At 58.7% G+C, this 19,341-nt stretch carries 20 protein-coding genes; 11 read left to right on the top strand and 9 right to left on the bottom strand.

What is annotated here, in order from left to right; all coding sequences use genetic code 11:
- Positions 1–69 precede the first annotated feature (69 nt).
- Positions 70–1,464 carry a Si-specific NAD(P)(+) transhydrogenase gene (gene sthA, locus PSH79_RS18405; RefSeq protein ID WP_007984277.1) on the top strand — a complete coding sequence of 465 codons (1,395 nt, stop codon included), beginning with the start codon at positions 70–72 and terminating at the stop codon, positions 1,462–1,464.
- Positions 1,465–1,506: 42 nt separating this feature from the next.
- Here sthA and PSH79_RS18400 read toward each other — a convergent pair whose 3' ends face one another.
- Complete coding sequence (locus tag PSH79_RS18400; protein WP_305438872.1) at positions 1,507–2,229, bottom strand: glycerophosphodiester phosphodiesterase; 723 nt, start codon at positions 2,227–2,229, stop codon at positions 1,507–1,509.
- 14 nt (positions 2,230–2,243) lie between these two features.
- A complete protein-coding gene (locus PSH79_RS18395; RefSeq protein WP_305438871.1) occupies positions 2,244–2,825 on the bottom strand; it encodes a PilZ domain-containing protein in 582 nt (193 codons plus the stop codon).
- A gap of 94 nt (positions 2,826–2,919) precedes the next feature.
- Here PSH79_RS18395 and PSH79_RS18390 point away from each other — a divergent pair, with 94 nt between their 5' ends.
- From PSH79_RS18390 to PSH79_RS18380, 3 genes are all read left to right on the top strand, one after another.
- Positions 2,920–4,170, top strand: a complete 1,251-nt coding sequence (locus PSH79_RS18390) for a lipoprotein-releasing ABC transporter permease subunit (RefSeq protein ID WP_201237464.1) — start codon at positions 2,920–2,922, stop codon at positions 4,168–4,170.
- A 7-nt stretch (positions 4,171–4,177) separates the two neighbouring features.
- Positions 4,178–4,861, top strand: a complete 684-nt coding sequence (gene lolD / locus PSH79_RS18385) for a lipoprotein-releasing ABC transporter ATP-binding protein LolD (RefSeq protein ID WP_187677534.1) — start codon at positions 4,178–4,180, stop codon at positions 4,859–4,861.
- A 63-nt stretch (positions 4,862–4,924) separates the two neighbouring features.
- Positions 4,925–6,169 (top strand): lipoprotein-releasing ABC transporter permease subunit, encoded by a 1,245-nt coding sequence (locus PSH79_RS18380; RefSeq protein WP_305438868.1) that lies wholly within the window; start codon positions 4,925–4,927, stop codon positions 6,167–6,169.
- Between the two features lie 123 nt (positions 6,170–6,292).
- Here the strand turns inward: PSH79_RS18380 and PSH79_RS18375 are convergent, their stop codons facing one another.
- Both PSH79_RS18375 and PSH79_RS18370 read right to left on the bottom strand, forming a co-directional pair.
- Positions 6,293–7,642, bottom strand: a complete 1,350-nt coding sequence (locus PSH79_RS18375; protein WP_305438867.1) for a heavy metal sensor histidine kinase — start codon at positions 7,640–7,642, stop codon at positions 6,293–6,295.
- Positions 7,642–8,322, bottom strand: a complete 681-nt coding sequence (locus PSH79_RS18370; RefSeq protein WP_305438866.1) for a heavy metal response regulator transcription factor — start codon at positions 8,320–8,322, stop codon at positions 7,642–7,644. The genes PSH79_RS18375 and PSH79_RS18370 overlap by 1 nt, the downstream gene beginning before the upstream one ends.
- A gap of 154 nt (positions 8,323–8,476) precedes the next feature.
- Here PSH79_RS18370 and PSH79_RS18365 point away from each other — a divergent pair, with 154 nt between their 5' ends.
- Together PSH79_RS18365 and queF are read left to right on the top strand one after the other, a co-directional pair.
- The gene (locus tag PSH79_RS18365) at positions 8,477–9,010 is read left to right on the top strand and encodes a cupredoxin family protein (protein WP_305438865.1); all 534 of its coding nucleotides are present in this window, start codon (positions 8,477–8,479) and stop codon (positions 9,008–9,010) included.
- Positions 9,011–9,071: 61 nt separating this feature from the next.
- Entirely contained in the window at positions 9,072–9,902 is an 831-nt protein-coding gene (gene queF, locus PSH79_RS18360; RefSeq protein ID WP_305438864.1) for an NADPH-dependent 7-cyano-7-deazaguanine reductase QueF, read from the top strand.
- Between the two features lie 82 nt (positions 9,903–9,984).
- On the opposite strand, the gene PSH79_RS18355 is transcribed toward queF, so the two are convergent.
- Both PSH79_RS18355 and PSH79_RS18350 read right to left on the bottom strand, forming a co-directional pair.
- Entirely contained in the window at positions 9,985–10,248 is a 264-nt protein-coding gene (locus tag PSH79_RS18355; RefSeq protein ID WP_305438863.1) for a DUF4404 family protein, read from the bottom strand.
- Between the two features lie 109 nt (positions 10,249–10,357).
- Positions 10,358–10,978: an HAD family phosphatase gene (locus PSH79_RS18350; protein ID WP_305438862.1), complete on the bottom strand. Its 621-nt coding sequence runs from the start codon at positions 10,976–10,978 to the stop codon at positions 10,358–10,360.
- 197 nt (positions 10,979–11,175) lie between these two features.
- On the opposite strand from PSH79_RS18350, the gene PSH79_RS18345 reads away from it, so the two are divergent.
- Complete coding sequence (locus PSH79_RS18345; RefSeq protein WP_187677542.1) at positions 11,176–11,865, top strand: VacJ family lipoprotein; 690 nt, start codon at positions 11,176–11,178, stop codon at positions 11,863–11,865.
- 53 nt (positions 11,866–11,918) lie between these two features.
- Here PSH79_RS18345 and PSH79_RS18340 read toward each other — a convergent pair whose 3' ends face one another.
- Positions 11,919–12,218, bottom strand: a complete 300-nt coding sequence (locus PSH79_RS18340) for a PilZ domain-containing protein (protein ID WP_305438861.1) — start codon at positions 12,216–12,218, stop codon at positions 11,919–11,921.
- 274 nt (positions 12,219–12,492) lie between these two features.
- Between PSH79_RS18340 and rssB the strand changes: the two genes are divergently transcribed.
- Positions 12,493–13,674, top strand: a complete 1,182-nt coding sequence (rssB, locus tag PSH79_RS18335) for a two-component system response regulator RssB (RefSeq protein WP_305438860.1) — start codon at positions 12,493–12,495, stop codon at positions 13,672–13,674.
- The gene (gene rssC, locus PSH79_RS18330; RefSeq protein ID WP_123532325.1) at positions 13,674–14,156 is read left to right on the top strand and encodes an anti-sigma factor antagonist RssC; all 483 of its coding nucleotides are present in this window, start codon (positions 13,674–13,676) and stop codon (positions 14,154–14,156) included. Before rssB ends, rssC begins: the two co-directional genes overlap by 1 nt.
- A 95-nt stretch (positions 14,157–14,251) precedes the next feature.
- Here the strand turns inward: rssC and tal are convergent, their stop codons facing one another.
- Both tal and PSH79_RS18320 read right to left on the bottom strand, forming a co-directional pair.
- A complete protein-coding gene (tal, locus tag PSH79_RS18325; protein ID WP_305438858.1) occupies positions 14,252–15,178 on the bottom strand; it encodes a transaldolase in 927 nt (308 codons plus the stop codon).
- 202 nt (positions 15,179–15,380) lie between these two features.
- Positions 15,381–16,343: a glycosyl hydrolase family 5 gene (locus PSH79_RS18320; RefSeq protein WP_305438857.1), complete on the bottom strand. Its 963-nt coding sequence runs from the start codon at positions 16,341–16,343 to the stop codon at positions 15,381–15,383.
- A gap of 289 nt (positions 16,344–16,632) precedes the next feature.
- Between PSH79_RS18320 and PSH79_RS18315 the strand changes: the two genes are divergently transcribed.
- A complete protein-coding gene (locus tag PSH79_RS18315) occupies positions 16,633–17,073 on the top strand; it encodes a low molecular weight protein-tyrosine-phosphatase (protein WP_305438855.1) in 441 nt (146 codons plus the stop codon).
- 39 nt (positions 17,074–17,112) lie between these two features.
- Positions 17,113–19,341 (top strand): polysaccharide biosynthesis tyrosine autokinase, encoded by a 2,229-nt coding sequence (locus PSH79_RS18310; RefSeq protein ID WP_305438854.1) that lies wholly within the window; start codon positions 17,113–17,115, stop codon positions 19,339–19,341.

Here is a 19,341-nt window from a genome sequence, read left to right as displayed (position 1 = left end):
TCGCGCCGCCGTTCGGCGTGATTTAGCCGCAGGTGCTGCTGGCACCGCGGCCTGTTCTGAGGAGTACGCATGGCTGTCTACAACTACGACGTGGTGGTGCTGGGTTCCGGCCCGGCGGGAGAAGGCGCGGCAATGAACGCCGCCAAAGCAGGGCGCAAGGTCGCGATGGTCGACAGCCGTCGTCAGGTCGGCGGCAACTGCACCCACCTCGGTACCATCCCGTCCAAGGCACTGCGTCACTCGGTGCGGCAGATCATGCAGTTCAACACCAACCCCATGTTCCGGGCCATCGGCGAGCCGCGCTGGTTCTCTTTCCCGGACGTGTTGAAAAGCGCCGAGAAAGTCATCTCCAAACAAGTCGCATCGCGCACCGGCTACTACGCCCGTAACCGCGTCGACGTGTTCTTCGGAACCGGCAGCTTCGCCGACGAGCAAACCATCGAAGTGGTTTGTGCCAACGGCGTGGTCGAGAAGCTGGTGGCCAAGCACATCATCATCGCCACCGGTTCGCGCCCGTATCGCCCGGCGGACATCGATTTCCACCACCCGCGTATCTACGATAGCGACACCATCCTCAGCCTCGGCCACACCCCGCGCAAACTGATCGTTTATGGCGCTGGCGTGATTGGTTGCGAATACGCTTCGATCTTCAGCGGTCTGGGTGTACTGGTCGAGTTGGTGGATAACCGCGGTCAGTTGCTGAGCTTCCTCGACTCGGAAATCTCCCAGGCGTTGAGCTACCACTTCAGCAACAACAACATCACCGTGCGCCACAACGAAGACTACGACCGTGTCGAAGGCGTCGACAACGGTGTGATCCTGCACCTCAAGTCCGGCAAGAAGATCAAGGCCGATGCCTTGCTCTGGTGCAACGGCCGTACCGGTAACACTGATCAGTTAGGTCTGGAAAACATCGGCGTCAAGGTCAACAGCCGTGGTCAGATCGAAGTCGACGAGGCCTATCGCACCTGCGTGCCGAACATCTACGGCGCTGGCGATGTAATCGGCTGGCCGAGCCTGGCCAGCGCTGCTCACGACCAGGGCCGTTCGGCTGCTGGCAGCATCGTTGATAACGGAAGCTGGCGCTTTGTGAATGATGTGCCGACCGGCATCTACACCATTCCGGAGATCAGCTCGATCGGCAAGAACGAGCAGGAGCTGACGCAGGCCAAGGTGCCGTACGAAGTCGGCAAGGCGTTCTTCAAGAGCATGGCGCGCGCGCAGATTGCCGGCGAGCCGCAAGGCATGCTGAAGATCCTGTTCCACCGTGAAACCCTGGAAGTGCTGGGCGTTCACTGCTTCGGTTATCAGGCGTCGGAGATCGTGCACATCGGTCAGGCGATCATGAACCAGCCGGGTGAGTTGAACACTCTGAAGTACTTCGTCAACACGACGTTCAACTACCCGACCATGGCCGAAGCCTATCGGGTAGCGGCGTACGATGGCCTCAACCGGCTTTTTTGAGGGGCTCCGGCCGGTGGCCTGAGCCGGCCGGGGAGACCGATTTCAGCAATTCTCGAGGGTGGCAGTGGCCAAACCGGGAAAGTCTGTAATCAGGCTGTCAACGCCGAAGTCGGCGAGTCTGCGCATCAGCGCAGGCTCGTTGACGGTCCACACCGACACATGCAGCCCCTGACGCTGCGCCTTCTGCAGGCGTTCCGGCGTACACAGCGTCCAGTTCAGCGCAAGAATCTCACAGCCATAGCTTTGGGCGACCTTCAACGGGTCGAGCCAGGCGTACTCGGCTACCAGTCCGCGCGACACGTCCGGCACGAGATCCAGCGCCGCTTTCAATACTTCCCGCGAACTTGAAGTGATCGTCACCTTGTCCAGCAAGCCGTGGCGCTGAGCCATTTCACGAATCGCCAACACGGTGGTTGCCGCGCGGGTGCGTGAAGCGCTTTTGACTTCAAGCTGCCAGTGCTCGAAATCACACTTCTCGAACAGCTCTTCCAGCGTCGGAATCGGGCATGGCTTGATCCAGCCCGGGCCGCCCTTGCGCGCGTCGTATGTCACCAGTTCTGCGGCGCTGTGCTCGACGACTTTGCCGCGACGCTCGGTGGTGCGTTTTAAGGTGGGGTCATGGATGACCATCAACTCGCCGTCCTTGGACAGGTGCAAGTCAAGTTCGCAGCGGCGCACGCCGTGCTTGAGACATTCCTGAAAACTGCTCAGGGTGTTTTCCGGTGCTTCGCCCTTGGCGCCGCGGTGGCCGTAGATGAGGGTCACGGTTCTTCCTTAATTTAAATGCCTGATTCGTTCTGTTCGCGGGCCAGACGTCGTTCCTGGGCCTGCTTCTGCAAGATATAACGAGCGAGCAGTTGGCGTTGGGCATCGGTCAGGTGTTCGAACTCGGTGCCGACGTCGTAGCCGTCGCCCTTGCGGTCGCAATGGGTGACGCGTGCACGCAACAGCAAGCCCAGCGCTTGCGGCATCAGCACCAGTTTTACCGACAGATGCGCGCCGGCAGCAATTGGCGTCGGATACTGAAAGTCGATCCCGCCTTCGGAGATGATCACCGGTTGCGGCTCACCGATATGGCCGAGCACGGTCAGTGCGACCACCTGGCTGAGCAGGTCGATGCGTTTGTTCTGGGATTTGAGGAACGCGGCGATGGCACGATCGCGCTCGCTGATCTGGCGCAACAGGTGTTGCGACTCGAATTCGCTCAGGTGCAGTTCGCTGAGCAGGTTGAAGAGCGGGGAAGCATCCTGCAACACTTCCTGGCCTGCGGCTTCGGGAGCGGACAGGGGCCGAATTTCCAGTGCGATCGTGTCCTCGATACGGTAGTATTCGCGGCGATCTTCTTCATCTAATGTCGACATGGCGAACCCATGGTAGCGGCGGTGGTCTGAGTGTAAAGCTGGTTATCGACCCCCGCCACAAGGACGTTCCTTTTCCCTCCGAACAAGCCCCGACATGTTCAGACCTCTCTTCGTATTTATCGGCACGCGTTATACCCGTGCAAAGCGTCGCAATCATTTTGTGTCATTCATTTCCCTGACTTCGATGATCGGGCTCGCCCTTGGCGTGGTCGTGATGATCGTCGTGCTTTCGGTGATGAACGGCTTCGATCATGAGATGCGCACCCGCGTGCTGGGCATGGTGCCCCACGCAACCATCGAATCCACTGAGCCGATCAACGATTGGCAAAGCCTGGCCACCCGGGTCAAGCAGAACCCGCAGGTGACGGCGGTTGCGCCGTTCACTCAGATGCAGGGCCTGCTGACCAATAACGGTCAGGTGTCCAAGGTGTTGCTCAATGCCATCGACCCTGCGCTTGAGCGCAACGTGTCGATCATCGACAACTTCATGAAGCAGGGCAAACTCGACGATTTGACGCCGGGCAGCTTCGGCATCGTGATTGGCGACAAGGCCGCGACCAAGCTTGGCGTGGGCATTGGCGACAAGGTCACCTTTGTCGCCCCGGAGGTCAGCGTGACCCCGGCCGGCATGTTCCCGCGCATGAAGCGCTTCACCGTGGTCGGCATTTTCCATGTCGGCGCCGGCGAGCTCGACGGTTATCTGGGCGTCACCAACCTGCAGGATCTGGCGAAAATGCATCGCTGGAAACCTGATCAGGTGCAGGGCATCCGTTTGAAATTCGACGATCTGTTTCAGGCGCCACGCGTAGCCTGGAACATCGCCCAGCAGCTCGGCGAAGACCATTACTACGCCCGCGACTGGACCCGTACCCACGGCAACCTGTATCAGGCCATCCGCATGGAGAAAGCCATGATCGGTCTGCTGTTGCTGCTGATCGTTGCGGTGGCGGCGTTCAACATCATTTCCACGCTGGTGATGGTGGTGAACGACAAGAAGGGTGATATCGCCATTCTGCGCACCTTGGGTGCGACGCCGGGCACGATCATGCGTACGTTCATGGTGCAGGGCACGGTGATCGGTGTGGTCGGCACGGCGATTGGCGCGGTGGTCGGGATCTTCGCTGCGCTCAACGTCAGCGCGGCGATTTCGGCCCTGGAAGGGCTGATCGGCCACAAATTCCTTAATGCTGACGTGTATTTCATTGATTATCTTCCGTCGCAGGTGCAGAGCCAGGATGTGGTCATGGTCTGCGCGGCTGCGTTGGTCTTGAGTTTCCTCGCCACCCTGTATCCCGCCTGGCGTGCCGCGCGCACCCAGCCGGCGGAGGCGCTACGTTATGAGTGAGTCGGGCATGAGTGAAAAAGCAATCTTGAGCTGCCGCAACCTGGGCAAATCCTACGAGGAAGGCCCGGAGTCGGTGCAAGTGCTGGCCGGTCTGCAACTGGAGTTGCACCCGGGCGAGCGTGTGGCGATCGTCGGCACTTCGGGATCGGGCAAAAGTACTTTGCTCAACCTGTTGGGCGGCCTCGATACGCCAACCAAGGGCAGCGTCTGGCTCGACGGTGAAGAGCTGTCGGCCCTGAGCGAGAAGAAACGTGGTCTGCTGCGTAACCGCGCGCTGGGTTTCGTTTACCAATTCCACCACCTGCTGCCGGAATTCACTGCGCTGGAAAACGTCTGCATGCCGCTGCTGATCGGCACGACGCCGATCCCGGAAGCGCGCCAACGCGCCACGGCGTTGCTGGAGCGGGTAGGGCTGGGCCACCGCCTGGAGCACAAGCCGGCGGAACTGTCCGGTGGTGAGCGTCAGCGTGTAGCCATCGCCCGCGCCCTGGTGAACAAGCCGGGTCTGGTGATGCTCGATGAGCCGACCGGCAACCTCGACTCCCACACCGCCCAGGGCATTCAGGATTTGATGCTGGAACTCAGCACCTCGATGCGCACCGCGTTCCTGGTGGTGACCCACGACATGAACCTGGCCCGCCAGATGGATCGCGTCCTGCACTTGCAGGAAGGTTGCCTGACGCCCATCTGATTGGCTGAAACCCGGCGTCTGAAAAGGCGTCGGGTCTTTTATTTTTATACGGTGCCCCAGCGAATGTTCAGACCGTTATCGATCTTTATCGGCACGCGCTATACCCGCGCCAAGCGCCGCAATCGCTTTGTTTCGTTCATTTCGATGACCTCGATGATCGGCCTCGCCCTCGGCGTTTTGGCGATGATCGTGGTGTTATCGGTGATGAACGGCTTCCAGCGTGAAATGAGCTCGCGCATCCTCGGTATGGTGCCGCACGCGACCATCGTCGGCGTCAAACCGATTGATGACTGGCAGCCCGTGGCTGCCGCTGCCATGAAAAACCCAGAAGTCACCGCCGCCGTGCCGTTCACGGAGATGGAAGGCATGCTCTCCTACAAAGGCCTGATGCAGCCGATCCAGATCAGCGGCGTCGATCCGGCCCAGGAAGGCAAGGTGTCGATTGTTGCCCAGCACATCGTTCAGGGGCGTCTCGATGCTCTGAAACCGGGCGAATTCGGCGTGGTGATCGGTGAAATCACCGCGCGCCGTTTCCGCTTGAATGTCGGCGACAAAATCACCCTGATCGTACCGGAAGTCAGCACCGCGCCGGGCGGCATTACGCCGCGCATGCAGCGCCTGAACGTGGTCGGCGTGTTCAAGGTCGGCGCTGAGCTGGACGGCTCGATGGGCCTGATCCACGTGGCCGATGCTGCGACGATGCAGCATTGGGAACCGAATCAGGTGCAGAGCGTGCGTCTGGCAGTGAAAGACCTGTATGCCGCGCCGAAAGTCTCCTCGGACATCGCCGCCGGCCTCGGTGCCGACTTCAAGGCTGACGACTGGACCCACACTCAGGGCAGTCTGTTCAGCGCGATGAAAATGGAAAAAACCATGATCGGCCTGCTGTTGCTGATGATCGTCGCGGTAGCAGCGTTCAACATCATCGCAACCCTGATCATGGTGGTGAATGACAAGGGCGCGGACATCGCGATCCTGCGTACCATCGGCGCTACACCCCGGCAGATCATGGCGATCTTCATGGTGCAGGGCACGGTGATCGGGATTGTCGGGACGTTGATTGGCGGCGTGTTGGGCGTGATCGCGGCGCTGAACGTCAGTGAACTGGTCGGCTGGGTCGAGCGGGTGACCGGGCAACACATTTTCAGTTCGGATGTGTATTTCGTCAGCAATCTGCCTTCCGAATTGCAGGGCGGTGATGTGCTGTTGATCTGCTCTGCCGGGTTCATTCTGAGCTTCCTAGCGACGGTGTACCCGGCCTGGCGGGCGGCAAAGATCGAGCCGGCGCATGCGCTGAGATATTCGTAAACTCTGAAATCGCCATCGCAGGCAAGCCCGCTCCCGCAGTGTTTTGCGTCGTTCACACAAAAGTGGTTCAACTCAATACCTGTGGGAACGGGCTTGCCCGCGATGAGGCCTGTACTGCCGGCCTCAATCTTCCTTGGGCAACTCAATCACAAACCGCGTCCAGCCCTCAGCCGATTCGCAATGAATCTGCCCACCATGGGCCCGGACAATCGATTGAGTAATCGCCAGCCCCAACCCCGCATGTTCACTGCTGCCTTCCTGCCGCGCCGGATCCGCCCGATAGAACCGGTCGAACAACCTCGGTAACAGGTCTGCCGAAATCCCTTCACCACTGTTCTCGACGGACATTCGCACTGCGTTCGCTTGATCGAGGATTGATAAGCGCACCACGCCTTCAGTCGGCGTAAACCGCAGCGCGTTATCCAGCAAGTTCGACAAGGCCCGGCGCAACATGCTGCGGTCACCTTCGATTCGTGCAAGCCCTTCACGACTCAGTGTCACCCCTGCGTCCTCAGCCAGGGGCGCAAAAAATTCAATCAGCGCATCGGCTTCGTCCGCCAACTCCAATGGCTCACGTTTGGGCATTAACAAACCGTGATCGGCCTTGGCCAGGTACAACATGTCGTTGACCAGTTGCGCCATCCATTGCAGTTCTTCGAGATTGCTGTGCAGCGCTTCGCGGTAATCCTCAATCGGCCGTGGGCGGGTGAGCGTGACTTGGGTGTGGGTCAGCAGGTTCGATAACGGCGTGCGCAGTTCATGGGCGATGTCGGCCGAAAACGCCGAAAGCCGCTGAAACGAGTCGTCGAGGCGTCCGAGCATGGCGTTGAAGCTGTGGGCCATTTCCGCAAGCTCTGGCGGCATTTGCGCTTCCGGCAGTCGGGCATTGAGCGACTGTGCCGAAATCCCACGGGCTACTGCGCTCATGCGACGCAACGGTCGCAAACCGCTGCGTGCTGCCCAAGCACCCAGCAGCGCGGTGGCCAGTGCTGACAATCCGACGGTCAGCCAGATCAAATGCTGCATACGTTGCAGGAAGTGTTGGTGATGGGTGATGTCCAGCAGCAGGGTCAATTGTGGCGAGTCGGTTTTATCCGTGTAGAGCGGGGCGTTGAGAACGCGGTAATCGGCGCCGTCATCGCTGATGGTCGACAGACCATTTTTTCGCGGCAAGTCTTGCGGAATGCGGGGCGAACTGTCGAACCAGCGCTGCCCTTGGGCCCCGGTGATACGCAGGGAAAGATCAGCCTGCCGGCTCAGCTCATCGGTCAGTCGTGCCTGGCTTTCACTGGGCTGAACATCCTGCAGGGCACGGCGCAGGCCGATCAGTTTGCTGTCCAGCTGTTGCTGGTCGAGTTCGATGAAGTGCGCCTCGCTGGCGCGGTTGAACAGTACCCCGGCAAACAGCGAAACCACGGCGGTACACGCGGCAAACAACAAGGCCAGGCGCGAACTCAGGGACAACCGGCGCATCAAGCTGAGCGCTCTTCAAGCACGTAACCCATGCCGCGCACGGTGTGGATCAGTTTGTTGGGGAATTCGTCATCGATCTTCAGGCGCAGTCGGCGGATGGCCACTTCGATGACATTGGTGTCACTGTCGAAATTCATGTCCCAGACCTGCGAGGCGATCAGCGATTTAGGCAGCACTTCGCCCTGGCGGCGCAGAAGCATCTCCAGCAGGGCGAATTCCTTGGCAGTCAGGTCGATGCGCTGGCCACTGCGTTCGACCCGGCGGCGAATCAGATCAAGGCGCAGGTCGGCCAGATGCAGACTGGTTTCTACAGCAACGGCGCTGCCACGCCGCAACAGGCTGCGCACCCGGGCCAACAGTTCGGAGAAGGCGAAAGGTTTGACCAGATAGTCGTCGGCGCCTAGTTCGAGGCCGTGCACTCTGTCCTCTACTGTGTCTTTGGCCGTCAGAAAAAGTACTGGCGTGTCGAGCCCGGCGCTGCGCACCGCTTGCAGGATCTGCCAGCCATTGCGTCCTGGCAGCATCACGTCGAGGATCAACAGCGCGTAATCACCGCTCAGGGCCAGTTGTTGGCCGCTGTTGCCGTCGGCCACCAGTTCGGTGTTGAAACCGGCCTCGGTCAGGCCCTGACGCAGGTATTGGCCGGTTTTCGCTTGGTCTTCGACGATCAACAGTTTCATGGGCGACTCGGTTTGTAGGAACTTAAGCTTTATAGCGTGAGAGCGGGCGACAAATGCCAACCTGACAAAGTTGTAATCTGTCTGTCAGGTAGATGCCAGCGCAGGCGCGCTAGAGTTTCCCACAGGCTGAACCTTATCTTGTGGGAGTACGACTATGTTTTTGCGCAAACCTTTGGCCTTGGCCGCGTGTTTGCTGGCGCCGAGCTCACCCGTTTGGGCAGGGCCGGCACACACCTACGACTTCGGCCAATCGGCGCCGGCGGCCAACGCCACGCGCAGCATCGAAGTGGTGATGGGCGACATGTCGTTCGATCCGAAAACCATTCAGGTCAAGGCTGGTGAGACCGTTCGCTTTGTGCTGGTGAATAAAGGTCAATTGCTACACGAATTCAACCTCGGTGACGCGGCGATGCACGCCGAGCATCAGCAGGAAATGTTGCAGATGCAGCAAAGTGGCATGCTCAAGCCTACCGGTATGAAAGAAATGTCCCACGATATGGCGGGCATGGATCACGCGGCGATGGGCCATGGCATGAAGCATGACGACCCGAACAGTGTGCTGGTCGAGCCGGGCAAAACCGCAGAGCTGACCTGGACCTTCAGCAAAGCAACCAGCCTTGAGTTTGCCTGCAACATTCCCGGTCATTATCAGGCGGGCATGGTCGGCAAACTGACTGTCAGTCAGTAAGCACTCAAAGGCGCGGGCAAAGGCTGGTAGAATCCGCTGATTATTCAGTCAGGTTTCCGCCATGCATCCCGCAGCCGAACATTCGCCGCTGGGCAAATCCAGCGAATACATCGCCACGTACACGCCGTCTCTGCTTTTCCCGATCCCGCGCACCGCGAAATGGGCCGAGTTGGGCCTGACCGCCGACACCCTGCCTTATAAGGGCGTGGATTTCTGGAACTGCTTCGAACTGTCGTGGCTGTTGCCGTCGGGCAAACCGGTGGTGGCCATCGGCGAGTTCAGCATTCCGGCGGATTCGCCGAACATCATCGAGTCGAAGTCGTTCAAGCTGTATCTGAACTCGCTGAACCAGACGCCGTTCGCTGACGTTGCCAGCCTGGAAGCGACGCTGGTCAAGGATCTGTCTGCCGCTGCCGGCAAACCGGTGGGCGTGCGGGTTCGCAGCCTCAAAGACGTAGAGACCGAAGGTGTCGTTGCGCTGCCTGGCGTGTGCATCGACGATCTGGATATCAGCGTCAGCAACTACGAGCATCCGCGCCCGGAACTGCTGCGTTGTGATGAATCGAAGGTTGTGGAGGAGAGCGTGCATAGCCACTTGCTCAAATCCAACTGCCCGGTGACCAGTCAGCCGGACTGGGGCAGTGTGGTGGTGGAATATCGCGGCGCGGCGCTGGATCATGCCAGTCTGCTGGAGTACATCGTCAGTTTCCGCCAGCACTCGGACTTCCATGAGCAGTGTGTCGAGCGGATCTTCCTCGATCTGCAGCGCTTGCTGAAACCGGAGAAGTTGACGGTGTTCGCGCGTTACGTGCGTCGCGGTGGGCTGGATATCAATCCTTATCGCAGCACCGAAAGCGTCCAACTGCCGAACCACCGCCTCGTGCGTCAATAAATAACCCTGTAGCAGCGCATTTCAAATTGCGCAAAAGAAAAGCCCTGCCAGCGATGGCAGGGCTTTTTTGTCTGTCGGGGAATCAGATCCCCATGCTGCCCAACGTATTGACGATGTTGCGCAGGGTGCCGGCAATGGTCGGATGATCGACTTCGAAACGTTCGACTGCCAGATTCACCCCATCGACGATGCTGGCGTCCTGAGTTGCAGCCTCCAGTTTAATTTGAGATTCAACCTGCACCATCAGAGCACGCAGATCTTCCCGTTCGGCTTCCGACAGCGGCGGATTCTGATCCAGTTGCTCGCGCAGGGTATCGAGCTGTTTTTGAAGTTCTTGAGCGGGCATGGTGTTTTCCTTTTTATCGAGAGGCACTGGCATTGACCGCAGCCGCGCGCCAAAGGTCTATGGCTGACCTTTAGATTAATCCACTCTCGACCAGCCTGCATGATCCCGATCAGGGCTTTTCGCCTTTGAGGCGGCGCAGGCTGATGTCCGCCAGACAGGTTTCGAGCTCGCCCAGATGATCGATCACCGAGTGCACGCCGAGACCGAACAACTGCACCGTCGCCTTGCCGCGCAATTGTTCGCGCTCCTTTCGGCTCAGGGCCTGCCATTCGCCCGGCGCGAGCCCGCACAGCGAACCGCATGAGGCGAGACCGATTGTCCATAACCCGGCATTCAATCCCGATTGCAGCAATCGGGGTTCGCCGCTGACGAGTACGCAGCCGTCGAGACTGGCGACGTTCAAGTTCATCAGCGCTTGCCAACAGGCGTTGGGAGCAGGCCATGGATTGACTGTTGCTGAATGTTGCGCTGGCTTGATCCACGCCGGCAAAGAAGCCGACAGCGGTTGTGCAAGGGCGGGGGGCAACTCATCAAGCCAGGCGCACGGAATCTGCTGGCGCTGCAAAGCGAGCACGCTGTCCAGCGCGCCGAGTGTGGCATCGGCATGCTCGGGCAGGGCGACACCGCCTTGTCGGGCGCGGGCACCGAAATCCACCAGACAACCGCTGAGGCCGAACAGCACGGCAGTCAGTCCGGGGGCAGTGAGGGGCAAGGTTTCGGCGTGTGGCATGGCAACGTCCCTGAAATAACGATGAGGCTAGGGCGTGCTGGTGACAGTTGGATGACAACTGTGTGAAAGGCGACGTAGGAGGCGTCCCACAGATGCCTTAATTCGCGGACTGCCCAAAAGGCCTTTTACGCTTATACTAGCGCTCTTAACGCCCAGGCCCCGATGCCCGCGCCAGTACAAATCCAAGGAGTTTTTCTATGCGCTGGAGCCCTCCGCTCGCTCAGCTTTGTGTATATGCCGGCCTGTTGCTGGCGCCGTTGGCTGCCCAGGCCGCCACGGAAGAAGACCCTTGGGAAAGCGTTAACCGTCCGATCTTCCAGTTCAACGACTTCGTTGATACCTACGCGCTCAAGCCGTTGGCACAGGGTTATGAGTTCGTGACACCGCAATTTGTCGAAGACGGCATCCACAACATGTTCCGCAACGTCGGTGATGTCACCAACCTGGCGAACAACATCCTGCAGGCCAAACCGGCGGCGGCTGGCGTCGACACTGCGCGCCTGATCTTCAACACCACGTTCGGTCTGCTTGGCTTCTTCGACGTCGGCACCAAAATGGGCCTGAACCGCAGCGACGAAGATTTCGGCCAGACCCTCGGCTATTGGGGTGTGGGTAGCGGCCCTTACGTGATGCTGCCATTGATGGGGCCAAGTACTTTGCGAGACGCGCCATCCAAGTACGTCGACGGCTATACCGGCCCGTACCGTTATATCAACGACGTGCCAGTGCGTAACTCGGTGTTTGGTCTGAATATCGTCGACACCCGTGCCAGCCTGTTGTCGAGCGAGAAGCTGATCAGTGGCGACAAGTACACCTTCATCCGCAACGCCTACTTGCAGAACCGCGAGTTCAAGGTGAAGGATGGCCAGGTTGAAGATGACTTTTAATCTCGACCAGTAAGAAGAAGGCGACCCTCGGGTCGCCTTTTTTATGTGTGCGCTTATTTCATCTGCAGAATAGTCAGGCCGAGCTTCTGGCCGCCGCCATCCTGCGCCCGGACCCAGACTACTTCGGTATCGGCTTCAAGCCCGCTGAGTGCTGCATGCTCGGAATCGATGCGCACGCTCAAACGATCACTTACCGCGAACTGGCGCGGCGCCTCGATCTGCATGCCACTGCTGGAGAGATCGATACACACCGCTGACACTTGATCCCCTTCATGAATCAACACGACATCGGCATCGACCCGCATGCGGATGAAATCGCGTTTTTCGCTGTAGTCCCGGCCGGTTTGACTCATGGCTTCGTCCTTCCATTGGGTTACGGTTTGAGCCGTTCTTATAACTCTCGGTGATTTGACAAGTAAAGTCGTCAAGCGACCATCGGCGCATGCTTGAAACGCCCCGCGGATGGGAGTACCGTCTGCGCCTTAGAAGGGCACCTCTGGTGCAACCGTGTACGGAGCAAACGCTCTAAAGCGGTGCAGCAGAGAGGCTAGAAGCGAATCCAGTAGTCAGTGCAGGGCCTGTCGCCCCGCCAACTACGCCAACCTAATTCTGGCGCCGTTTGCCCACATGCCAAAAACCAGTGCCACGCTGCTGATAATCGATGATGACGAAGTAGTGCGCGCGAGCCTCGCGGCCTATTTGGAAGACAGTGGTTTCAGCGTCCTGCAGGCCAGCAACGGCCAACAGGGTCTTCAGGTATTCGAGCAAGACAAGCCCGACCTGGTCATCTGCGATCTGCGCATGCCGCAGATGGGCGGTCTCGAACTCATCCGTCAGGTCACCGAGCGGTCGCCGCAAACGCCGGTGATCGTGGTGTCGGGTGCCGGCGTGATGAACGACGCGGTCGAAGCCCTGCGCCTGGGCGCGGCGGATTACCTGATCAAGCCTCTTGAAGATCTGGCTGTGCTCGAGCATTCCGTGCGCCGGGCCCTGGATCGTGCGCGCCTGCTGCTGGAGAACCAGCGCTATCGCGAGAAGCTGGAAAAGGCCAACCGCGAACTCGAAGCCAGCCTGAACCTGCTCCAGGAAGACCAGAACGCCGGTCGCCAGGTGCAGATGAACATGCTGCCGGAAAGTCCGTGGAGCATCGACGATTTCAAGTTTGCGCACCAGATCATCCCGTCGCTGTACCTGTCGGGTGATTTTGCCGACTATTTCCGCGTCGATGAGCGTCGGGTCGCGTTTTACCTGGCGGACGTATCGGGTCATGGCGCCTCTTCAGCCTTCGTCACCGTACTGCTGAAGTTCATGACCACGCGCTTGCTGTTCGAATCCAAGCGCAGCGGCACATTGCCGGAATTCAAGCCTTCGGAAGTCCTTGGCCATATCAACCGGGGACTGATCAGTTGTAAGCTGGGTAAACACGTCACAATGGTCGGTGGAGTCATCGACGAGGAGACCGGTTTGTTGACCTATAGCATTGGCGGCCATCTGCCTTTGCCTGTGTTGTACACGCCTGACAGTGTTCGTTATCTCGAAGGACGCGGTCTGCCGGTGGGCCTCTTCAATGAAGCCACCTACGAAGACCACGTACTTGAGCTGCCACCGACGTTCAGCCTGACGCTGATGTCTGATGGCATTCTGGATCTTTTGCCAGAACCTACGCTCAAAGAAAAAGAAGCGGCTTTGCCCGAACGGGTGAAGTCAGCGGGCGGCAGCCTGGATGGTCTGCGGCAAGTGTTTGGATTGGCCACGCTAGGGGAGATGCCGGATGATATCGCCCTGTTGGTGTTGAGCAGGAATCTTTAATGAGTACCGGTAGAATCCAGTTCGCCGAGCAGGACGGCACCTTCGTCCTGAAGTTCGTCGGTGAAGTTCGCCTGACCCTGTGTTCGGCGTTGGATGCGACTATTGAGAAAATCTTCACCGCGCTGAATTTCAACGCGATCGTGATCGATTTGACCGAAACCCGCAGCATCGACAGCACCACATTGGGCCTGCTGGCCAAATTGTCGATCCTGTCGCGGCAGAAGGTCGGCCTGCTGCCGACCGTCGTCACCACCCACGATGACATCACCCGTCTGCTGCAATCGATGGGTTTCGAGCAGGTGTTCAACATCGTCAACCACCCCGTGCCATGCCCGGAGTGCCTGGACGACCTGCCGGATCAGGATCAGTCGGAAGAGATTGTGCGGATCAAGGTGCTGGAAGCGCACAAGATCCTGATGGGGTTGAACGATTCCAATCGTGAAGCCTTCCATGATCTGGTGAATGCGCTCGAACGGCATTAAGCGCTAGCGCCCGCGAGAGCGCCGCAAATTTCCAGCAGCAACAAAAAAGGGCGAACCCATCAAGGTTCGCCCTTTTTGCATTCCAGCGACTCAGATCACAGCTTGGCTTGCAGCAATGCCTCAAGCTTTTCCTGATCACGGGCAAACTGACGGATGCCTTCAGCCAGTTTCTCGGTGGCCATCGCGTCTTCGTTGGACAACCAGCGGAACTGCGCTTCATTGAGGCTCAGACGCGCCTCACCGGCATGCCCCGGCGCCAGTTTGCGCTCCAGCTTGCCGGTGTCTGCCGCCAGCTTGTCGATCAGGTCCGGGCTGATGGTCAGGCGATCGCAGCCAGCCAGTTGTTCAATCTGGTTCAGGTTACGGAAGCTCGCACCCATCACCACGGTCTTGTAGTCATTGGCCTTGTAGTAGTTGTAGATGCGCGTAACCGACTGCACGCCTGGATCATCGGCACCGGTGTATTCATTGCCGTTGGCCTTTTTGTACCAGTCGTAGATGCGGCCCACGAACGGCGAGATCAGGAACACGCCAGCATCGGCGCACGCAGCAGCTTGTGCGAAGGAGAACAGCAGGGTCAGGTTGGTCTGAATGCCTTCCTTCTCCAGCACTTCGGCCGCGCGGATGCCTTCCCAGGTCGAGGCGATCTTGATCAGTACGCGGTCGCGGCCAATGCCGGCCTTGTCATAAAGCTCGATCAGGCGATGCGCTCGTTTCAGCACGGCGTCTTTATCGAACGACAGGCGCGCATCCACTTCAGTGGATATACGGCCTGGAATCACTTTCAGGATTTCCTGGCCCACCGCGACGCCGAAACGGTCGCTGGCCAGGCCCACATCGCCCTTGCAGTCGCTGACGCAGGCGTTCAGCAGTTCGGCGTAAGCAGGAATGGCCGCTGCCTTGAGCAGCAGGGAAGGGTTGGTGGTGGCGTCGACCGGCTTGACCCGGGCAATCGCTTCGAAGTCGCCGGTGTCGGCAACCACGGTGGTCATTTGTTTGAGTTGTTCCAGCTTGGAAGTCATGTGTGTGCTCTGTCCTGTGGGTTTGACGACATTACCCGAGCGCTGACAGCCACTCAAGGGCGGGTGCGTGTATCGAGGGCCCATGCGGCAACAACCGGGAAACGATTGTTTGAAAGGCAGGGCGCGGTATCGATGAATACGATGCCAAAACCGCTCACAGGTTCAACGCAACTGACCTGCGCACAGATCAGTCGCACGTGGCCTACTGGGCATTCAATTGCGTTTCGGCTGCCGCTTTCGCCGGTTTCGGTTGACCGTTCGAGGTGAGCAGGCCGAAGTTTTTCTCGCGATCGTTACTGCCCGAGTCACTGTTCTTCCATTCGTATATCGATGTCAGCGGGATGTTGAGCCTTTTAACATCGGTGATGAAGGCGCCGATTTTACTGGCTTGTCCGTCATTGCCGCCGTTAGAGGTCAGCGCCGAGATGCCCCATTCACTGATGACGCCGGGCAGGTGGAAGTTCTGCTGGATGAAAGTCTGTGCATTGCTGATCTGCGTGGCGGTCATGCCGTAGGGGTGATAGGAGATCGCGTTGAGGCATTTCGGGTATTCACTGACGATGCGGCTCAGCGCCACGGTTGAGGCGGAGCCCGCCGTCGGTGGCCGGGCGAAGCCGTAGCCGACCCGTGGCGTCGATTGCGGTTTGTCCTGCAGCGACTTGCACACGGCGCTCATGAACGGCACGAACGTCGTATCGAAATTACGAGTCGGCCAATAGGTTTCAAGGTCCGGCTCATTCCAGATTTCAATCGCCGCCAATTGTGCGCTGTAGGTTGTCTCCAGACCGGTCAGCGCGTTGGCAAAGGATTCGCCAGCCGTTGCCAGTTCAGCGGTATTGCCTGACGCCGAGGTCAGCGGCTTGATGGCGCGCACGGTCAGCAAAACTGGCAGGCCTGCGGATCTGGCCGCCGCAAAGGCATCACTGACCTGTTTCTGATAGGCCTTGGCGCTCAGGCTGTCGCTCCACACGCCGAAGCGCACAAAACTGAATCCGGCGGCCTTGATATGGGCGGCGTCTTCGGCGGTGAAGTTCTGGATCTTCACCTGAACGCCGATGGTTCTGGCGGGAAGGTTGGGGAACAGTTCACTGGCGTGAACTTGAGTAGCGGCGCTGAGCGCCAATAACACTGAGGCACTGAGCCGTTTGAGACGGGCTGATTTCATGTCGGTTCTCACAATGGGAATGACAACGGCGAATAGTTATCTCGTTACATGAATTACGAAACTAACAACGGCACTAAGTGCGTAAATGTTATTTTTTGTCAGGAAGTCATCACCCGAAAATCACAGTTATTTTTAGTCCGGTAATTCTGGTTGGGCCACATTTGGGCCTGTGGTACTTAATACGCTGTATTAACAGGGCGAATCTATTTCTGAGTGCAGGAAGATCTAGTGTGTTCATTAAAGTTCGCTCTAGATGTTGGCAGTTTGATATTACACAGGAAAGTAAACCTTGTTCAAAAAGATCCTTGTCGTCTGCGTGGGCAATATATGCCGTAGTCCGACAGCAGAACTTCTGCTGCGTAACGCGCTGGCCCCATCAGAGATCTCAGTGACCTCCGCAGGCCTTGCAGCACGTGTTGGCGAGGGCGTGGAAGCGTCGGCCCGGCAGGTTCTGGAGGACCACGGGCATCGCGCAGACGAATTCAGGGCGCGCCAACTGACGCCCGACATCGTCAATGAATCAGACCTGATTCTGGTCATGGAAAAACAACACGTAAATCAAGTATTGAAAATTGCCTCTCACGCCAGAGGCAAAGTGTTTTTGCTCGGCAAGTGGCAGAGCGAACGCGAAATACAAGATCCCTATCGTCAAGGCAAGGCCGCTTTTATTCATGCCCATGCATTGATTGAAGATGCTGTCAGCTCTTGGGCGCAACGTCTCGCACGTTGATGAATATTCTTCAGTTCAGTGAATGGTAAGAACAGACTTATGCAGTTACCGTCAGTAATCGCCAGCCGTGATAACGATCAAGACAGTATTGATCTGCTCGGCATATTCGGCAGTTTGATTGACCAGAAATGGTTGATCGGCGCGTTCACCGGCGCCTTCATGGCCGCCGGTGTTGCCTATGCAGTGTTGGCCACGCCCGTGTACCTGGCGAACGCGCTGGTGCAGGTCGAACCGAAAAAGAACGACATGCTCGGGTTTTCCGACCTCAACAGCATGCTCGGTGGGCAATCGCCGTCGGTGACCGAAATCGGCATCATCAAATCCCGCGCGGTGATCGGCAAAACCGTCGATGACCTGCGTCTGGATATCGACGTCACTCCCAACAGGTTCCCGGTTATTGGTGGTTTTCTCGCCCGCCGTTATCGCGGCGAAACCGAGTTCAGCGTCGCGCCGCCACGTTTTGGCTTCAACAGCTACGCGTGGGGCGGTGAGCGTCTGGAGTTTGCCCGCCTCAATCTGCCTAAAGAGTTGCTGGGCAAGAAACTCACGTTGATCGCTGGTGAGCAACATCACTTCCAGTTGTTCGATGACAACGACAACTTGCTGGTGGAAGGCGCGACGGGCGAAGCCTTCGCGCAGGACGGTGTGGAAGGGCTGATCACTCAGTTGGCAGCGAACCCCGGCACGCGTTTCGAAGTGGTGCGCAATCCACGGATCGTGACTGTCCAGAGTTATCAGGATGCGCTGGATATTTCCGAGCAAGGCAAGGAGTCGGGGATCATTCGCTTGGCGCTGGCCAGTAGCGACGCCGCGGAGGCGGTGAGGATCCTCAACAAGATCGCCGCGCTGTACGTCGAGCAAAACGTGCGACGCACTTCGGCCGAAGCGGCGCAGAGCCTGGCCTTCCTGCAAAGCCAGTTGCCGCAGGTCAAACGCGATCTGGCCAAGGCCAGCGATGCGCTCAACGCCTACCAGACCCACGGCAAAACCGTAAATATCTCGCTGGAAACCCAATCGGTGCTCGGTCAGTCCGTGGCGCTCGAAACGCGGATTTCCGAGTTGCGAATGCAGCAGGCGGAGATGGATCGAAAATTCACCAAGCAGCATCCGGCCTACCGCGCGTTGATGTCGCAGATTGGCGAATTGACCCAACAACAGAAATCGCTGGAAGGCAAAGTCGGCGACCTGCCGGCCACGCAACAGGAATTGCTCAACCTGACCCGCGATGTCGAAGTTGCCTCGCAGATCTATACGCAACTGTTGAACAAATCCCAAGAGCTGGACATCGTCCGTGCCGGCGCTGTCGGCAACGTCCGTTTGGTGGATACGGCGGATGTCGACCTGACCAGCCCGGTCAAACCGAAAAAACCTTTGATCGTGCTCATCGCCACGTTCCTCGGCGCCTTCCTCGGCGTGGCGCTGGTGCTGCTGCGCAAATCCCTGAGTCGTGGTCTGGAAGGACCAGAGGCCATCGAGCAACTCGGCCTGCCGGTCTATGCGTCGATTCCCTACAGCGCACTGCAACAGGAAGAGGACGGGAAAAAAGGTCGCGCCCGCGACGGCGTCGACAAACCGGCGTACCTGCTGGCATTGCGCAACCCGACGGATCTGTCCATCGAATCGATCCGCAGCCTGCGCACCTGTCTGCATTTCGCGGGCCTGGACTCGACCAACAACCGCATCATGATTTCCGGGCCAAGCCCGCAGGTCGGCAAGACCTTCGTGTCCTCCAACCTCGCCGCCGTCATGGCGCAGAGCGGCCAGCGTGTGGTGCTGATCGATGCCGACATGCGCAAAGGGCATCTGCACAAGACCCTGAATGTACCGATCGAAAATGGTCTGTCGGACCTGCTGGTCAAACGCTGCAGCGTCGAACAGGCGATCAATAAAATCGAAGGCGCCGACCTGCACTTCATCAGTCGTGGCCAAGTACCGCCCAATCCTTCCGAGCTGTTGATGCACGCCAATTTCCGCGAGCTGCTGGCGCAACTCAGCGACATGTACGACGTGGTGATCATCGATACACCGCCGCTGCTGGCCGTGACCGACGCGGCGATTGTCGGCCGTGATGCGGGCATCAGCCTGATCGTCACGCGCTTCGGGGTGAACCCGGCCAAAGAAATCGAGCTGACCATTCGCCGCTTTGCCCAGAACGGCATCGAGCTCAAAGGCGCGGTATTCAACGGCGTCGAGAAGCGTGCCGCGAGCTATTACGGCAACGGTGGCTACGGCTATTACAACTACGAATACGCGTCCGACAAGTCCTGA

Source organism: Pseudomonas sp. FP2196 (genome assembly GCF_030687715.1).
In the GTDB taxonomy this organism is placed as follows: Bacteria; Pseudomonadota; Gammaproteobacteria; order Pseudomonadales; family Pseudomonadaceae; genus Aquipseudomonas.
Note: the sequence above shows the minus strand (reverse complement) of the source record. Positions and strands in the feature narration are given on the sequence as shown.

What these genes read in the sequence shown, in the direction of transcription:
- sthA (WP_007984277.1), top strand. Translation starts at nt 70, where the DNA reads ATGGCTGTCTACAACTACGACGTGGTGGTGCTGGGTTCCGGCCCGGCG.
- PSH79_RS18395 (WP_305438871.1), bottom strand. Translation starts at nt 2,825, where the DNA reads ATGTCGACATTAGATGAAGAAGATCGCCGCGAATACTACCGTATCGAG.
- PSH79_RS18390 (WP_201237464.1), top strand. Translation starts at nt 2,920, where the DNA reads ATGTTCAGACCTCTCTTCGTATTTATCGGCACGCGTTATACCCGTGCA.
- lolD (WP_187677534.1), top strand. Translation starts at nt 4,178, where the DNA reads ATGAGTGAAAAAGCAATCTTGAGCTGCCGCAACCTGGGCAAATCCTAC.
- PSH79_RS18380 (WP_305438868.1), top strand. Translation starts at nt 4,925, where the DNA reads ATGTTCAGACCGTTATCGATCTTTATCGGCACGCGCTATACCCGCGCC.
- PSH79_RS18375 (WP_305438867.1), bottom strand. Translation starts at nt 7,642, where the DNA reads ATGCGCCGGTTGTCCCTGAGTTCGCGCCTGGCCTTGTTGTTTGCCGCG.
- PSH79_RS18370 (WP_305438866.1), bottom strand. Translation starts at nt 8,322, where the DNA reads ATGAAACTGTTGATCGTCGAAGACCAAGCGAAAACCGGCCAATACCTG.
- PSH79_RS18365 (WP_305438865.1), top strand. Translation starts at nt 8,477, where the DNA reads ATGTTTTTGCGCAAACCTTTGGCCTTGGCCGCGTGTTTGCTGGCGCCG.
- queF (WP_305438864.1), top strand. Translation starts at nt 9,072, where the DNA reads ATGCATCCCGCAGCCGAACATTCGCCGCTGGGCAAATCCAGCGAATAC.
- PSH79_RS18355 (WP_305438863.1), bottom strand. Translation starts at nt 10,248, where the DNA reads ATGCCCGCTCAAGAACTTCAAAAACAGCTCGATACCCTGCGCGAGCAA.
- PSH79_RS18350 (WP_305438862.1), bottom strand. Translation starts at nt 10,978, where the DNA reads ATGCCACACGCCGAAACCTTGCCCCTCACTGCCCCCGGACTGACTGCC.
- PSH79_RS18345 (WP_187677542.1), top strand. Translation starts at nt 11,176, where the DNA reads ATGCGCTGGAGCCCTCCGCTCGCTCAGCTTTGTGTATATGCCGGCCTG.
- PSH79_RS18340 (WP_305438861.1), bottom strand. Translation starts at nt 12,218, where the DNA reads ATGAGTCAAACCGGCCGGGACTACAGCGAAAAACGCGATTTCATCCGC.
- rssB (WP_305438860.1), top strand. Translation starts at nt 12,493, where the DNA reads ATGCCAAAAACCAGTGCCACGCTGCTGATAATCGATGATGACGAAGTA.
- rssC (WP_123532325.1), top strand. Translation starts at nt 13,674, where the DNA reads ATGAGTACCGGTAGAATCCAGTTCGCCGAGCAGGACGGCACCTTCGTC.
- tal (WP_305438858.1), bottom strand. Translation starts at nt 15,178, where the DNA reads ATGACTTCCAAGCTGGAACAACTCAAACAAATGACCACCGTGGTTGCC.
- PSH79_RS18320 (WP_305438857.1), bottom strand. Translation starts at nt 16,343, where the DNA reads ATGAAATCAGCCCGTCTCAAACGGCTCAGTGCCTCAGTGTTATTGGCG.
- PSH79_RS18310 (WP_305438854.1), top strand. Translation starts at nt 17,113, where the DNA reads ATGCAGTTACCGTCAGTAATCGCCAGCCGTGATAACGATCAAGACAGT.